At 49.5% G+C, this 14,618-nt stretch carries 14 protein-coding genes; 4 read left to right on the top strand and 10 right to left on the bottom strand.

Annotation, left to right across the window (positions count from 1 at the left end):
- Positions 1-9: 9 nt before the first annotated feature.
- Together J7392_RS02785 and J7392_RS02780 are read right to left on the bottom strand one after the other, a co-directional pair.
- Positions 10-1,305, bottom strand: coding sequence for a hypothetical protein (locus J7392_RS02785; protein WP_209216073.1), 1,296 nt, complete (start codon positions 1,303-1,305; stop codon positions 10-12).
- A gap of 16 nt (positions 1,306-1,321) precedes the next feature.
- Positions 1,322-1,609, bottom strand: a complete 288-nt coding sequence (locus J7392_RS02780) for a hypothetical protein (protein ID WP_209216072.1) — start codon at positions 1,607-1,609, stop codon at positions 1,322-1,324.
- A 72-nt stretch (positions 1,610-1,681) separates the two neighbouring features.
- Between J7392_RS02780 and J7392_RS02775 the strand changes: the two genes are divergently transcribed.
- Positions 1,682-2,275 carry a hypothetical protein gene (locus tag J7392_RS02775; protein WP_209216071.1) on the top strand — a complete coding sequence of 198 codons (594 nt, stop codon included), beginning with the start codon at positions 1,682-1,684 and terminating at the stop codon, positions 2,273-2,275.
- A gap of 183 nt (positions 2,276-2,458) precedes the next feature.
- Here J7392_RS02775 and J7392_RS02770 read toward each other — a convergent pair whose 3' ends face one another.
- The 3 genes from J7392_RS02770 to J7392_RS02760 form a co-directional block, all read right to left on the bottom strand.
- Entirely contained in the window at positions 2,459-4,438 is a 1,980-nt protein-coding gene (locus tag J7392_RS02770) for a calcium-binding protein (protein WP_209216070.1), read from the bottom strand.
- Positions 4,439-4,882: 444 nt separating this feature from the next.
- Positions 4,883-5,932 carry a ParB/RepB/Spo0J family partition protein gene (locus J7392_RS02765; RefSeq protein WP_209216069.1) on the bottom strand — a complete coding sequence of 350 codons (1,050 nt, stop codon included), beginning with the start codon at positions 5,930-5,932 and terminating at the stop codon, positions 4,883-4,885.
- Positions 5,932-7,338: an AAA family ATPase gene (locus tag J7392_RS02760; RefSeq protein ID WP_209216068.1), complete on the bottom strand. Its 1,407-nt coding sequence runs from the start codon at positions 7,336-7,338 to the stop codon at positions 5,932-5,934. Before J7392_RS02760 ends, J7392_RS02765 begins: the two co-directional genes overlap by 1 nt.
- Before the next feature lie 531 nt (positions 7,339-7,869).
- Between J7392_RS02760 and J7392_RS02755 the strand changes: the two genes are divergently transcribed.
- Together J7392_RS02755 and J7392_RS02750 are read left to right on the top strand one after the other, a co-directional pair.
- Complete coding sequence (locus J7392_RS02755) at positions 7,870-8,553, top strand: ParA family protein (RefSeq protein ID WP_209216067.1); 684 nt, start codon at positions 7,870-7,872, stop codon at positions 8,551-8,553.
- Between the two features lie 18 nt (positions 8,554-8,571).
- A complete protein-coding gene (locus tag J7392_RS02750) occupies positions 8,572-8,907 on the top strand; it encodes a hypothetical protein (protein ID WP_209216066.1) in 336 nt (111 codons plus the stop codon).
- Here J7392_RS02750 and J7392_RS02745 read toward each other — a convergent pair.
- The 5 genes from J7392_RS02745 to J7392_RS02725 all read right to left on the bottom strand — a co-directional run bounded on the left by J7392_RS02745 (position 8,904) and on the right by J7392_RS02725 (position 14,221).
- Positions 8,904-10,565, bottom strand: coding sequence for a DNA topoisomerase (locus J7392_RS02745; RefSeq protein ID WP_209216065.1), 1,662 nt, complete (start codon positions 10,563-10,565; stop codon positions 8,904-8,906). The genes J7392_RS02750 and J7392_RS02745 overlap by 4 nt on opposite strands.
- 1 nt (position 10,566) lies before the next feature.
- A complete protein-coding gene (locus J7392_RS02740) occupies positions 10,567-11,700 on the bottom strand; it encodes a hypothetical protein (RefSeq protein ID WP_209216064.1) in 1,134 nt (377 codons plus the stop codon).
- Between the two features lies 1 nt (position 11,701).
- A complete protein-coding gene (locus tag J7392_RS02735; RefSeq protein ID WP_209216063.1) occupies positions 11,702-12,907 on the bottom strand; it encodes a hypothetical protein in 1,206 nt (401 codons plus the stop codon).
- Positions 12,904-13,686, bottom strand: a complete 783-nt coding sequence (locus J7392_RS02730) for a hypothetical protein (RefSeq protein ID WP_209216062.1) — start codon at positions 13,684-13,686, stop codon at positions 12,904-12,906. The genes J7392_RS02735 and J7392_RS02730 overlap by 4 nt, the downstream gene beginning before the upstream one ends.
- A 73-nt stretch (positions 13,687-13,759) precedes the next feature.
- Positions 13,760-14,221 (bottom strand): hypothetical protein, encoded by a 462-nt coding sequence (locus J7392_RS02725; RefSeq protein ID WP_209216061.1) that lies wholly within the window; start codon positions 14,219-14,221, stop codon positions 13,760-13,762.
- 84 nt (positions 14,222-14,305) lie between these two features.
- Here J7392_RS02725 and J7392_RS02720 point away from each other — a divergent pair, with 84 nt between their 5' ends.
- On the top strand, positions 14,306-14,554 hold the full coding sequence (locus tag J7392_RS02720) for a hypothetical protein (RefSeq protein ID WP_209216060.1): 249 nt from the start codon (positions 14,306-14,308) through the stop codon (positions 14,552-14,554).
- Positions 14,555-14,618 lie beyond the last annotated feature (64 nt).

The raw sequence follows: 14,618 nt of genomic DNA, 5'->3' as shown, positions 1-14,618 counted from the left end.
TCTTTGTTTTTAGTTAGATGGGCTGTTGCCTGCGGCTAGATTTGCGGCGACAGCTTTTGCTAAGTCTTCGGTATTGATACCCAAATCAGTCAGAACTTTGCCAAGCGCTTTTTCGAGATCCGCTTCAGTAAGCTGGGTCGGTGATACGGGATCACTTTCAAACGCGGTCATGACAGTATCTTTGTATCCGGTCACACTGTCGGTCGCCAACTCCATCATATCTTCGCCAGTTTGCAGTGCATGCTCAAAGCGAGGCTGCATAAGGTCAAAGTTGATGCTGGCAGAGGCGCCATTGCCTTCTGGGTTGATCGATGCTGACGCGCCCATGAAGTAGGCAGCAGCCACGGCAGTAGCGGCGACACCACCTGCTTTTCCTGCAAACTTAGCTGGACGGGAGGCCAGTACGGCTACAGCTAGGCCCGGGGCGCTACCCAAGACGCGCTTGGTCAAACCTGCCGTAAAGGTAAGCGGAGCAAAAGTGAATTTAGCGAGACGGGCTAGAGCAGACGGCTTATTGTTTGCTTTCATCGCGCGTGCGAGTTCTTTCTTAAGCGCCTTAGACATCTCTACTTCTGGTGCATCTGGGGTCTCGACCTCTTCCAGCGCTGCCACAGGTGTTTCTGCCACTGGCTCGGCAACCGGTGCTGGAGATTTCTCCTGAGCTGTCTCTTTGATGTCGCCTTCGAGATCATCCATAGGAGGCGTAGGAACCTTTGGCGCTGGTTTGATAGGGGCTGGAGCCGCTGCCATATCGTTTTCTAGGTCATCCTCAAGGTCATCTTCCAAGGCATCGATTTTCGACGCCTTTGCAGCCACCTGTGCGGCAAGGTTCAAGCTAGCGATAGGATCTTTTGCTTCGCTTTTGACAGGAGCTGGATCGTCCTGAGCTACTGGTACAGCTTCGGCATTCGCTGGCGCTGTGGAGACTTCTGGTTCATCCTCAAGGTCATCTTCAGCGGCCGCCACGGTCGCAACCGGCGCTTCAACCTCAATGCGATCTTCTCCCTTCACTTTCGGGATGTTCGATGCAACGGCTTTCACCACTTCAGGTTCAGCCTCTTGATCGACAGTCTCACTAGCGTGCTTATCTGCATACGCTTGAGCGAGGCCAAGGTTACCCAGTCCCCCTGCCTTGGGGGCTTCAGGAGATTTGGAGGTTTCCGTCTCATCGATTTCGGGCGCCTGGTACGCAGCAGTGTCAGGCGTGTCCATACCTTCGTCGATTTCAGATTCTTTTGGGATCGTGGTAATTAGTCTACGACGACCTTTTCGTCCGGCAGGTGCGGAAGCATCAACTTTTGTCATGGTGTAATCCTCAATATTACTTGAAGATAAGGTTGTCGAATATTTGCAAGTTGCTATCATCATCGACCTGTACAACGAGAACTTCATTCTCTGCATTGATGTCGTCGTAAAGCTTCTTCAGCGGGAGCTTGAACGTAACACGCAAGCGGGAATTCTGCAAAATATGAATAGAATCCTTGAATTTCTTGATGACGACAGGTTGATCTTCGATCAAACCTGCGTAGTCGACAGCGATCATCACTCCGCCATCTTCGGCTTGACGGATGTCAGCATATTCAAGTGGTTTCTTGGGCGTGCTAGGCATGAATAAATCCCTTCATTGTATTGACAATATATAACTAATCTTGCAGTAATGGTGAAAAGATAATCAAACAGTATGAAACCAGAATTTATCGAAGATACCATTTGGGGCGCGATTCCACAGGATGTCCAAGAATTCATTCTGGACGAGGGTGCCCGTCTGTTCCGAATTGGAACGGAGCCAGAAGACGCCTTCTGGATTGCCTTGGAGCGCGAAGAGGGATTCAACAACAGTCTGAAAGAATTCTTCGATGTGGGTAACCCTCCCAAGGGCGTACAATGGGAGATCATTAATTCAGAAGATGCCAAATCTCGCAGGTTGTCGCTCAAGGCAATGATTAGAGGTTACTACCTAGCTACTCTGGGTCACAACGAGTTTCTCAAGATTCAGGACTCCCCTGCCCTGCTTGAATATCTGCTTTCAGGTAAGACACGTCATATGTGCCCTCAGTGCTTCAATGTCATGGCTGGGTCGGATGATAGCCGAGTAGGATCGATGCGCGTGCACCACAGGTGTAAGCCAAAGTTGATTTCTTTAGGAGAGACGTTTTGGGATATCATCGATGATGAATTTCAGAAGTCTCGGACTCTTGAGGAGGGAGACGACGATACTGATAGTGAGGTTCAGTACCCCGAGTTTCTTTCCATTTTTGGTGAAGCCGACGATTAACGAAGTTGGAAGGTCATTCTCACGTTTGTCCGAAATCTATCCAGTGGTCATAGTGTGGCAGGCTTGTAGTCATCTTGTAGGCGTTTGATGTTCATACTGTAGTATTACAGTGTCATCCTGTGGGCTTTATGTAGGCAATAGGTGGTAATCGAGTGTTCCGTAGGCCACCTATTGCCCACAGTCTTAGAATGATAGGTCTTCAAGTGAACCGAAGTGGAAGTTATCTGCATCTCTCAACACAGACCATTCTATTTCCCCGGCTATATCGATGACGCCTTCTGATCCGTTTAGGTAGCGAATGCTCATCCCCTCGAAGTTGGAGTTCTGATACATACGAAGATCGGAGATGCTGTTCACGCCTAGAATGTCTATAACGATAAGGTCGGTTCCGATTTCGAAATCTTCGATGCGATCTCCAGGTGTGGAGTCTCCTTCGCGAAAGACGAAGATGTCAGTGCCTTCTCCACCGTGGAGAATGTCCGCCCCGGTGCCTCCGATGAGAACGTCGTTATCTTCACCGCCATAAATATGATCGTCCCCTGCCCCGCCGGTCAGCGTGTCGTTCTCTTCATCTCCCCGGATGGTGTCGTTGCCGTTTCCGCCATCGACCTGATCGTGACCGTGACCACCAATCAGTAGGTCGTGACCATCAAATCCGTAGATGACATCCTCAGCGCAATCACCATCGATATAGTCATCAAAACCGGACCCCCAGAGAACGTCATCTCTGAAACCGCCAACGATGTGCTGTGCGCCGGGTGCCGCTACTCTGATCTCCATAACTTCGTATGGATTGAGCGTGAACTCCAAGTCTGAAATGCTTCCGAGGTCAGACGCGGAAAACGTCTCAATACGAGCACTGACGTCATGCTCATTGAGATAATATTTTTCGTTATCGATCATCACAAAATCGGAGTCGACAAACTGATTGTCTGCTGGGCTCCAATGACGTCCATCGGCAGAGGTCGGATCATACCCTATCAGTGTGCCAGTGATCTGGTCCGTTTCAGGTAGTAGGTCACTTAGGTCCAGGCTGATGTCTTCCTTGTCCATACTTCTAGAGGAGACGTAGAAGATTACTTCGTTCCCGACCTGATAGCTCGTGATATCCATATTTGCAGATATACCGGTGAACTCACTTTCAATGAGTTGGGCGCCCTGAAGATTGGTAGACATCAGGTCAAGCACGGCGCCTCCCACCGATTCAAGTGTAACGCCGCCAGGGGACTCTTCGACCCAGGTCTCCACGTTTCCACCGAGATCGTTTGTAGTGTTGTGTTGGATCGGCCAAGCGTAAGCGCTGTCGACGCCTAGGTTCAACATGATCTCAAACTGGTGAAGAATGTTCGAAGCCTCACGTATTCCGAGTTGATCGGCAGCAGTAGATCTAACGTTCCATTCAGTGATGTGGAGGTCGATACCCTCTCTGAAGTGGTCGTTCCACATTTGGTACTGGAGATTGATCGAGTTCATCTCTTGAGAGTCGAACGTATAAGCGTCGTTATTTTTATTGTAATAGTAGTGCTCGACCACTCCATCGATCACACCGGAGTACCGATCATCAAGTCCGTCGATGATTGCGTGATTAGCATCCTCGATGCGCGTTCCCCATGAGCCGTAGCTGCTGTCGAAGGCGGTCGCGCGTCCTGCGGGGTTTCCCATTTGAATGAGGACGTCAGGATTATGACTCGAGGAGGGTAGGGTGTCCGACAAGGCTTCTAGGATGATGTTTGCCCGGGAAGCGTATTCCATCTCGGTCATGTCGCCCCAGTATTCGTTACCTACTTCGAAGGCGACGATGGTGTCTCCATAGGCCTCTATACTCGCAGATATAAACTCACGGATGGTTTGCTGATCTTCCATTCCGACGGTGGGAAGAACCAAGTTTACGCTGATGTTTCTAGCCTGCGCCCAGTCCATGAAGGCCACGACTTCCGGGCGAAGTTCCCCATTCGGCATTTCAGTAATATCGAGAACGTGGGTTTGACCTGCGGGGTACCGAAGGTTTGTGATGCCAAGAGCGCCGACTGCTCTCTCAAAATTCTGGCTTGGGGTGCCTTGGTCAGTGTTGATTGAGTAGACAGCATTACCGCCGAACAGTGCGGGATCTACGACATGGCCTGTTCCTTGGAAGTTTGTCAGAGTGATGTTCTGAGATGGCATGATTGCTCCTATTGTATCCGCTGTGTGAAGGCGGGTGTCCTATAGGAGAGGTTGCTCGGACAGCTTAAGAGGCGGTATCAAATGGAAGCTATAATTACGGTTATAGGTAAGGGTAGCTGACTTATAACCGTAATTATAGCTAGGCAGAGGTCACCCTATAATTACGGTTATAGGTAAACCTTGATGACCTATAACCGTAATTATAGGTCGTGCTTAGGAGGGTGGCATTGCGGTAGTGATTTCTTGTGGCACCATCAAGATGCATCCTAAAGGCGTATCGCGACAGGAACTGTCACAGTGTTGATACAGCATGCCTACAAGATGACTACAGGATTGCCACCATATATACACGCTTTCAGAGTAATCGTCACGAAATATGGTGCCTACCCCCTTTTTCCTGAGTTGGAGGAATTTGGGGGTAGGTTTAGAAGACTGATGTTTATCTCAGGAGATCAAAGCTTCGATCTTGTCTGCGAGTTCTGAAAGATCATCTTCGGAAAAGTCTGATGGAAGATCCAGGGTCAGTCTTAGCTGGGATCTATTGAACTTACGGGTCAGCGTCCCGGAAACACCATCGCGCCTAACTTTCAACTTTTCCAGGCCACCGCTCACCTGAGCTTCTGTTGGGGATGTCTTGATCTGTGGAGATGGTGTCGGTGTAGATGGCGTCACTTGCTCAGACTGCTCAGATGGCCTTCCAACCGCGCCTGAGCGCTGCTCACCATGATCTCCCGGATCGGAGTTCTGGGTGCCGTGCTCAATCATGTCCACTGCATCATAGAGGTCAGCTCGAGTAAGCGAGTTGGCGTCGGGATACCGTTCTAGAAGTGCATGTAGGTTTCGCAGCACCTTCAACGATTTTGATATCGTGGGTTGTGGTACACCGAGTTTGCGAGAAAGCTCAGACTGAGAAAGCTCTCGAGCTTCGGATATTTGCGCGACAGAAATATGATACTCGAGTTGGGTGAGCCCTCGACGTATTGTGTTCTCAAAGAAGCGCTCTTCGATATCAAGCTCATCTTTACGATCTCTGATAATCGCCCGGACAGGTATGCCAAGCTGAGAGCAAACCATAAACCTACGTCTACCTGATAAGAGAATGAAACGATCACCCTCCCGCATAGTCATCGGGGTATTCTCTGATGGCTTCCAGTCTGTCTCGGCTGGGCGAACCACAATCGGTTGGATCTGACCGCGCTCTTTGATGTTATTCATCAGAAGGGCGAAGTCATCGTCCTTTTCCCAACCTGATTGCCTGTCAGAATCCACCGCTATGGCATCGATTTGTTCAGTCGGTATATCCACAGGCATAAGCCCATCACGGATACTGTCAGAAAGAGTTTTTCTGATATCGATCTTTGCCACCGCTGCCACAACACCAGAAGTCATAGCTCGGGTTTCGGGATACTGATCATCGTTACCTGAAGAAGTGCTGGGTGAAACGGTCAAGCTAGGTTTGGGCGGACGTATCTTATTTCTTGGTGCGCGAGACATCACTGCTCCTCTTCGTCACTGAAGTGCTTCTCAACGAAACTGTCCGCGTAACCGCGAGCGGGAAGGTGTTCCAGAATACGGCGAACCATAGCGTCGTTCACCGCGTTCACATTTTCCATGAACAACTTTGCACCCTTTCGGCGGGTTGGTTCTGGGTCGTATTCGTAGATCGACATGTATTCATCTGCTGGGTTTGAAAACGCATCGCTGCGATGACACCAGACGGGCAGGATAAGATCTTGGCCGTGCTCCATGATGCGATAGACATGTTGCTTGTCATAGTTTGAGGTCGACGGAGGTAGCAGGGTAGGGAGTACAAAGTGGTTTCCGGACCCGACATCCCTCATCTTCTTATCCTTCTCAGTACTCAGTTCCAGATAAGATTGGATGGTGTTGAGATAGAGTTCTAGCGTACTCAGATCTAGGCTCTTCATCGTTTGCGGAACGACAAGATTGGTTGCGGCAAACACGCAGTTGACCTGGGTGAGGGTTAGCGAAGGCTGGTGATCAATGATGATGATATCCAGCGTTTCACGCAAAGCTCTCTGATAAGCTTCTTCATCAAAGTTGCCATCCACATCACGGAGGTCTTTTGCTGTGGTCTTTGGCGCGTTGGCTTCTTTCCAGCGTTCGACAGCATCCAGCATCACTCGATAGACGGGAGCTTCCCCTGCGATCAACATGAGCCCGATATCAGCTTCCAAGATCGCCCCACTGCCGTGCATCAGCCGAATGCCAGGCCAAGGTGTATCGGACCACATTTTATCGAGCTCGTCGCCAGATTTAGGCTTATACTCGGCGTTATTATCCTTCCATGAGATGCCCATGAAATCTGTGAGATTGGGCCCCTCATAATAATGTACTTCGTGTGGCTCTCCGGCAAAGTAGAGAGAGATCGTAGCTTGAGGATCGGCATCAACGACGCCAACTCTCAGACCATAGAACAGACTTAGGTATTGTGCGAAGTGCGCGGCCGAGACCGTTTTGGCTGTCCCGCCTTTTTGCGACGAGAAGCTGACGACGGGAAGATCTGTGTTGGGACGGCCATCTTCACCCGGGGTTCTCCAGTGTAGAAACTTTTTACGGGCCCCAGTTCGGGAAGCCAACATTGCCCGCATGCGCATGATGTCGGATACCGAAAACCGACGTTCCCTTTTCTCTTTCTCACCCTCGGGGAATTCGTCATCTTTGATGAGCTGGGACAAGTAGGTGGCGTCGACATCAAGAAACTCCGCTGCTTCTCTAACGGAGTACCGGCGAGCGACCCGGCGGTTCGTGGTGCGATCCCTAACATCATCGTTAGGGAGATCTTCCATAGCCCGGCGCATAGCCTTCAAAAATAGGGTGAGGCGCCCTACACCGGTTTTCTGGTTAAGGTCTGGTATCTCATTTAAAATCTTCTGCATGGACTCGCCTCTTAGTCACGGTTTATCGCCCACTTTGCGTCAAAAGTGATGACTAGCGGGTTCTACATAGTCAATTACTGAGAATCTACAGAACATTGTTGGGTTAGGCCACACGGTAAATTTGATTGTAAGGAATACACCAAGGAAAGAGTAGTTAAGTTTATCAGCGTGTGTGGCCTAACTGTATCACTTCAGTAGTCTATCTGTGAGAGTTCTGTGGTCGACGGGTAGTCATCTTGTCGGCACCCAGTGGTCACAGAGCCCCGGGACATGAAATCGGCTTGAGCAACAGTGAAATGATTACTTGCCTCTATCGTCCCTGAAGCTTCCGGGTTTGTAGGATATTTGTAGGCATGATGTAGTCATCATGTGGCCGTATGGTGTCAGTTCCGTAGTCCAGTGGTGAACTAAGTGGCACATATCCCCCACAAAAATGACACGTGACGACTACTTTCCCTTGATCGATGACTCAGCTGCTGAGATAGTGAGGAAAACAAAAGAACAAAAACTACAGGCAATAAGGAGAGCAGTATGCCGGTCATCGTTGCTTCGACCCCAAAAGGGGGCGTGGGTAAAACCACGACCTGTCTTCTATTGGCGACAGAACTCGCCCACAGAGGGATCAACATCGTTCTAATTGATGCTGACGCAAATGAGCACATCAAGCGATGGAAGGATCTTTCCACAAACGTACCTGACAACATCAAAGTCGTCGTGGATCGCCAAGACAGTACGATCATGAGCACTATCAAAAAATATGATCAGGACGGGACCATTGTCATAGTCGACCTCCAGGGCGGACGTTCCTTGGTGAACTCAAGAGCGATGGCTAAGGCTGATCTGGTCATGTTGGTCACTCGCCCAATGGTGCTTGATACCGATACTGTGGCTACTGCCCGTGAAGTTATCGAGCTGGAAGAAGAGGCTTTGAACCGGCCCATTCCTCGAAGCTTCGTCATTACCCAGACCTCTCACGTCGCGAGCAAAGAAGAACGACAGGTGGTCAAGTTTCTGACTGAGCAAAGCGGTGAGGATGTTGTCACGCCATATCTATCTCGTCGTGTTCACTATTCCGCACTTCATGCACGGGGCAACAGCTTGCGTGAGATGCCAGCGCACTCCTCGCTTGCGAACGCTATTGCGGAGGCTGGTAGATTTGCTGACGCAATATATAACAGACTTCTCGACGTGCTCCACGTTGAAGAAGCAGCATAAGAAGAGGCACCGAGCAAAATGACAGCAAAAGCAAACTCAGCTGAAGATAACGACCTCATCGGAGGCTTACAGAACTACAAGAAAGACAAGGCGATGGAGCCTCTTCGTAGCCGTCCAAAGGATGATGCTGATGAAGAACGGGTGGGAAACATCACCAATCTACCTGAGGGGTATGGGAAGCAACGTGCAGCTCCCAAGGCTCCGGTCACCACGACTGTCTTCCGGGCTCGTATTTCCACATCAACCTATGAAGAGCTGATCGCACACAAATCAGCCTCCGTCGGGCTGACCCATGCCGCTATCATGGAAGAAATGTGGAAGCTCTATAAAGAGAAGAACAAACTAGAGTTCTAAGAGGCTTCTTTCGGCTTAAAGGTCGAAGTCTGCACATTCTCTGGGTCCGGCGTTTCTGGTGCCGGATCCGCACGAAGAACGTCCTCTGCATAAGAATTGGTTGGCGTACCCGGAACGTGCTCCTCGAGCACTGACATCATGGGACCTGACAGCTTCTCGGGCAGGGCGCCCGCTACAATCTTTTCCGCAAGTACACTCCAAGGCTCCTGACCGTCTGCATCCATCATGCCGGGAAGAACTCTTTCACATGCAGCTTCAATTGCTTTCGATACCCTAGGATCCAAAAGCTCTGGCGGCGACTTCGCCACCCATTCTTTCCCTTTTTCGGTAAGATTGAGGTCCTCATCGCATAGCCCGCGCGACATGAAGTTATCGATATGCTTGGACCACGTACTTGGGCGGCCGAGACCGATCTTTACGGCTTTCTCCAGCAGGACCGTTTCAGGCATACGGCGCTCTATACCGCTTTCTTGGAAGGACTTCTCTCCGGGGAAACGAGGGCCAATCTCTCTGGTCCATTGAAGTTTGGAGATGTACTCTGCCACAGTATCGCTGAAGCCCTCAGACTTCAGGAAATCATAAATTTTCTTGGACGCTGCAAGCTGGCGTTCTCTTGAGACAGAACTCTTCACGAACTCTCGTGCAACCATCGTTCGAACGCCGTGATCGTCACCGAGTTTTCTAGGATCCTTGGATACGTCTACGTCACCAATAGGGTAGGGGGCGTCGTGAACCTCAGTCTCTTCCTTTTCAGCAAGCCTTTCTGCTTTTCCTCGGAAGCCTGTCTTCTTGATCATGCGTGCTAGGCGACTGCTGGCACCCTTACTTACCCCTTTAGCACTAGAGCGGGGATAAGACATCTGTCCGCTCTCATACATACGCTGCATGCTTGTCGCAGTCTCGTTAGGGGTCATGCCTAGCTCATCACCAGCCCTCACCATCACTTCGCCCATATGCATGAGTTTGTTGGAAGAGGGGGCCTTCGCTTTCATGTCGAGAGCAGGGAAATGAAGGGTTACAAGTTTCTCAGCTGTTTGCTCGTCGACCTTCTTGTTTACATGGAAATGGGCTACCCATGGCTCAGTGCCGTCCCTAGAAGGAGCGGTAAGGCGAACCTTCATGGTTGAGATGTTGCCTTGTGAGTGGTGAATGAGACCCAAAAGGCCTGTCGCAACCCTGCCGACACCCACGCCATCTTTCGAGAAGGTGTGTCCTATCAATCTATCGACGATAGCTCTCGTGCGGCCTGGAATGGCGTCTTCTTTGCGGATGGGGCGTGCTTCATTGAGCGATGCTTCAATGCTTTCAGGATCCATGCCCTTTAGCTTGACCCGCATAACATCAGGATGGATATCCTTGATCAGTTCATACGTATCCCATGCAATTACGTCGCCTTCAGCATCTGCATCGGTCGCTATGAATACTTGCTCTGCTTCTTTAGCTTCTTTGCGAAGGTAATAGATAACCTTGTCATTCTTTGCGGTACGTTTGGTCTCTATAAGCTTTTTGTCTAAGCCAACGTCACGAAGGTCTTCTGGAAGCTCATAAAGGTGACCTGAAGTAGCCTGCACGCGCGCATCAAGACCAATTCGGTCAAGAATGGCGCCGAGGGATTTAATCTTCCCCGGCGCCTCTATGACAAAAAGTGATTTTACCATGTTACTTCTCAAGAAGCTTTCGTGTCAGTACCGCTTGTTCGTTTACAGACATAAGTACGCCACTCAGGAGCATGTTCGTTTTGTCCAGCGTTTCCTGCAATTCATTATTCTGCACGTTCTGCGATCCGGTAAGAAGAATGAGCTGCTTCAAGTAGGCAGCATCCGAACCAAGGTTATCCAATTCCTCAGGCTTCATGATCCATTCGAAACCGCGAATTCTGCGAGCCTCGTTCAGGCTTATCCCGCCATCCGCAAGGCCATTGAATTGATCAATTTCGTTAGCTCTGGCTAGATATTTTCCATGCAAATCAGGAGATGAGTCTCTGAAAACTTTCGGGTCATTTCTGATACAGGCATCCAAGAAGGTCTTTTGCGCGAGGGACCCCCTCATTTGGTCTGAGAATATTCCGAGCTTCGTTGTTGATGAATCCGCATTTTCAGACTGACCCGCCCATTCAAGGTTGTCCCGAACTGACCCGTCTGAAACTTGAGCAAAGGCTGCGCAAGCTTCTCTATACGCTTGACGGTTATCATCGTTAATTGAAGGGGAGTCCAACATCACAGTTTCCGACGCGAGCAAAGCGTCAGGTCCGGATTGGGAAATCAGACCTTCTAGGTTTACAACTGTATGGGTTGCCTTTTCTTCTGGGTTGTCTGCCCGCTTTGGCGCTCCAGAAGCATCCAATTGCATACCAAGCTTAATCGCCGCCATCTGTTTCATTGCGTCTTTAGTTTCGGCTGAGATGATGGTGTCATTTTGAACATCACCCTGGATGTATCGTGATCTGGTTTCGATAACACAGTCCATTCGAGTGTTAGCAGACCGATCTCTCGCTCTGATTTTCTGCTCATCGATGCGTCGCATGCGATCTAAGCTCTGTTCTGCTTCGCGCATTCTCGCTTCAGCCGCGATCTCAGTTTGACTGTTCTGCGTCATTTGACCAAAGCCCATGATGTTTGTCATGTTCAGTGTGTTAAAACCCCCTAGGACGGAGTCTTTTACCTTGTTTACTGCCGCGACGATTGCCGCACTGCTAAATCCACCCCCGAAAAGAGCGTGGGCGGGTGAGGTGGCAGTAAGGCTCAATGCGGTTGAAAGTACGAGCATACTCGAAATTTTGGTAATCTTTTTCATATTAAAACTCACCACTTTCTTCAAATAGATTTGTTAGATAATCGATGGTGGCTTGTTCCCCACCCGGGTTGAAGGTGCCACCGGCAGATCCTAGCCCACCTCCAGTTCCGCCAACGTTGATTCCTGGAGTACTTACGCCACCGGATCCCGTTCTGACTGACCATGAGTCACTAGGTTGGACTTGCACTCCGAAATAGTTCCCAAATGGACCAAAATCGACGCCGTCAGATGACAGAAAGGACGCGGCTTCGCCCATAGCGCCTTGTAGGGAGCCAGTAGCTTCTGCAATATGGCTATTGATTGTATCGCAGGCCATATCGGTTGCTTGACTGGCAATATCGGCAAGTGATGGCGTAGAGAAGAAAACGTCGAGTCCTCCAGCGAAAGCAAAATCAATACATGACATTTCGCTAAAGTTCATATCTGGCTGTGAATATCCCAATGCAGTATCTTGGGCGGCTGCGACCATAGCTTGTACATACTCTTCATCTCGACGACCCATCTCGTCTGCGACCTCAGTAGAACAGGACATAATAGACTCTTCAACATAGGTGCCGCCACCGGGTGTCATTTCCCCGTTAATGATCTGGCTAACATCCGCATCAGCTCCGGCCGCCATTCTATTGATTAGGTACGCATGGAGCGCCTCAACCGTAGGATACGAGCTATTAGCGTTCATGATGGCCTGGAGACCACTGTGATTTCTCAATGCTTCGAGAGTAAGACCTCCGCGTGCCCATTCATTTAGAGCTCCTGCGCCCATGAAGTGTGCGCCGGTAAGGAGAGAGGCCTCGTTGATAGTGACACCGTTAACGACACGACCAACAGCATTGATGCCGCCATTGTTTTCAATATGTCTCCAGTTCCTTTGGGTGAAATCAAACATCATCTGGTCTTGCACGCTAATAGCTGATTGTCCGTATCTGAAAGAGTTGAGATCATTAACACCATGAGCTCTAGCGCGGTCGGTGAAGGATACTGTATTCCAGTCACAACTGCTCCCGTTTCTACGGATATACCCTAGATCTTCTGCTGTTCCGCAAAGAAACTGGTATGCTCCCAAAGCAGAACTTTCCCCTAAAATATTGAACTGGTCATAATTCCCGCCTTCTTGTCCCCGAACGTGCTCTAGGTAAGATGCATAAGAAGGGTTACCTAAGGCTATGAGCCCGGATACTAAAACTATTGTTGAAACCTTATTCTTCATTTTTGGTACCCCGTAATACGAGTCCCAGCTCGTTTTATATCAATCCTTTTTAGAGATTGCCCCGAAGTTGCATATTTCGAGTATCCATCCTTATCGATGGTAAAAAGGGCGTCTTCAGACACTCCGAGAGTGCCACCTTGGGAAGACAATCTACCCAAGCTCTTGTCGTCTAGCATGACAACAGCGGGGCAGATGCTTACCTGAAAACAATCAAATTGCGATTGAGATGAAATTATGGAAAGTTTTCCGGTTGAAAAATCAGGAAGGGTAACTTTTGATGCCTCTGTCAATCCTGAAAGCGCCGAGCTTCTAAGTTCAATGTCTGTAACGTTTTCAGACGCCAAATCGTATGACCAAATATCGACAATTGGCTTCGGGAAATACCGGGAACCTGTCCACTCCCATTTAGAAGCTGAACCGGAATATACTGTCTTATAACCGTCTAGTGTCGTATTACTTAGGCTTAAAGAGCTAGCAATGTCTTCAATAACTGGCTTCCATTCAGCCTCATTAAATTTGAGAATGGACATTGCACAGACGCCGCTCTTGCAGCTTTCCGTGAATTTAACAGCGATTTCTGCATTCCCATCGTCGTCGACATCAAGAATTGCTGTCTCCAGAATGGAGGACCTACCGTAGAGACCTTCAGCCACCGATAGCGCGCCACTATTATCGCCTTTGACGAAGTTTATCTGAGCTAGGCGTTCTTCCTGCGCAGCTAGAGGTGTCGCCAATAGGAGCATCCCTGCGGCTACACTAGAGGTAATTGCGGTTCTCATAGAAATTATCCTATTATTCGAATTAATTGTTATTGATATATGTTCTGATGAATGAAATTTGGGAAAACAGATATTAATTAAGTCCTGGAAGCGGCTCAGTTTCATAGGCAGCAGCTCTCAGAGTTTCGAGTGCCTCCGAATCTAAGCTGTTAGAGTAAACTCTCGCGGCAATGGCCTCATTGAGGGCTTTAAGGTCTTCCAGGAATAATTCCTGGACCTTGCTCTTGCCGCCGGTTTCGTCCTCGTCATCGACTTCATTCATAATTTCGTGAAAGATGCGGACTTGGTACGGGTATACCCGGTTAGAGATATGCGAAGCCAAGCGGATGCGGCCTGCACGTCCCAGCTGCTCGATAACGTCCTCATGGCTTTCTAGGATCTCTTTTAGATCACTGGCATCTGCATCATGCACAAGCTTAGCGAACGCAGAGATACTGCCGTCATCGTCCGGGAGATCAGACTCTACAGCCGCTTTGATGTCATCAGGAAGACTCTCAAGCCATCCGCTAAGTGTTTTCGAAGAAAGGTCTAGCATCTTATATGTTGCAACTTTTTATACATGTCTTTCCTAAGATTAGATACGTCTTCTAAGTAAAGAGATATTGAAGGGATTTAGAGAATGACAAATTTGAAAGCGACTGAAGGGTTTGATGAAGGTTCTATCAATGAGCGTGACCCCAAGAAGTTCGTTGCGCGTGAAAACGTGGAAAGCTTTACGTTCGCTGGCTTTCTAAGCCAGATTATGTCGGCAATCACGCCACAGGCGCCTCAGAAGGACATGGATGGCCCAAGCATCGGTCAGGACCTGGAGCCGGACGACTACAAGAACGAGCCTGGGAGCTCGCCGCGTCCGGGCTTCCCGGGGTAAAAAATAATCCTGGCTATCCATGAAAATGTTCTTGCTTGCTGCGAAAAGTATTGCTAGTAAGCAA

This window comes from Sulfitobacter sp. R18_1, assembly GCF_017743915.1.
Taxonomy (GTDB): domain Bacteria; phylum Pseudomonadota; class Alphaproteobacteria; order Rhodobacterales; family Rhodobacteraceae; genus Sulfitobacter; species Sulfitobacter faviae.
Note: the sequence above shows the minus strand (reverse complement) of the source record. Positions and strands in the feature narration are given on the sequence as shown.

Coding starts and splice junctions, on each gene's coding strand:
- J7392_RS02785 (WP_209216073.1), bottom strand. CDS start 1,305: ATGACAAAAGTTGATGCTTCCGCACCTGCCGGACGAAAAGGTCGTCGT.
- J7392_RS02780 (WP_209216072.1), bottom strand. CDS start 1,609: ATGCCTAGCACGCCCAAGAAACCACTTGAATATGCTGACATCCGTCAA.
- J7392_RS02775 (WP_209216071.1), top strand. CDS start 1,682: ATGAAACCAGAATTTATCGAAGATACCATTTGGGGCGCGATTCCACAG.
- J7392_RS02770 (WP_209216070.1), bottom strand. CDS start 4,438: ATGCCATCTCAGAACATCACTCTGACAAACTTCCAAGGAACAGGCCAT.
- J7392_RS02765 (WP_209216069.1), bottom strand. CDS start 5,932: ATGTCTCGCGCACCAAGAAATAAGATACGTCCGCCCAAACCTAGCTTG.
- J7392_RS02760 (WP_209216068.1), bottom strand. CDS start 7,338: ATGCAGAAGATTTTAAATGAGATACCAGACCTTAACCAGAAAACCGGT.
- J7392_RS02755 (WP_209216067.1), top strand. CDS start 7,870: ATGCCGGTCATCGTTGCTTCGACCCCAAAAGGGGGCGTGGGTAAAACC.
- J7392_RS02750 (WP_209216066.1), top strand. CDS start 8,572: ATGACAGCAAAAGCAAACTCAGCTGAAGATAACGACCTCATCGGAGGC.
- J7392_RS02745 (WP_209216065.1), bottom strand. CDS start 10,565: ATGGTAAAATCACTTTTTGTCATAGAGGCGCCGGGGAAGATTAAATCC.
- J7392_RS02740 (WP_209216064.1), bottom strand. CDS start 11,700: ATGAAAAAGATTACCAAAATTTCGAGTATGCTCGTACTTTCAACCGCA.
- J7392_RS02735 (WP_209216063.1), bottom strand. CDS start 12,907: ATGAAGAATAAGGTTTCAACAATAGTTTTAGTATCCGGGCTCATAGCC.
- J7392_RS02730 (WP_209216062.1), bottom strand. CDS start 13,686: ATGAGAACCGCAATTACCTCTAGTGTAGCCGCAGGGATGCTCCTATTG.
- J7392_RS02725 (WP_209216061.1), bottom strand. CDS start 14,221: ATGCTAGACCTTTCTTCGAAAACACTTAGCGGATGGCTTGAGAGTCTT.
- J7392_RS02720 (WP_209216060.1), top strand. CDS start 14,306: ATGACAAATTTGAAAGCGACTGAAGGGTTTGATGAAGGTTCTATCAAT.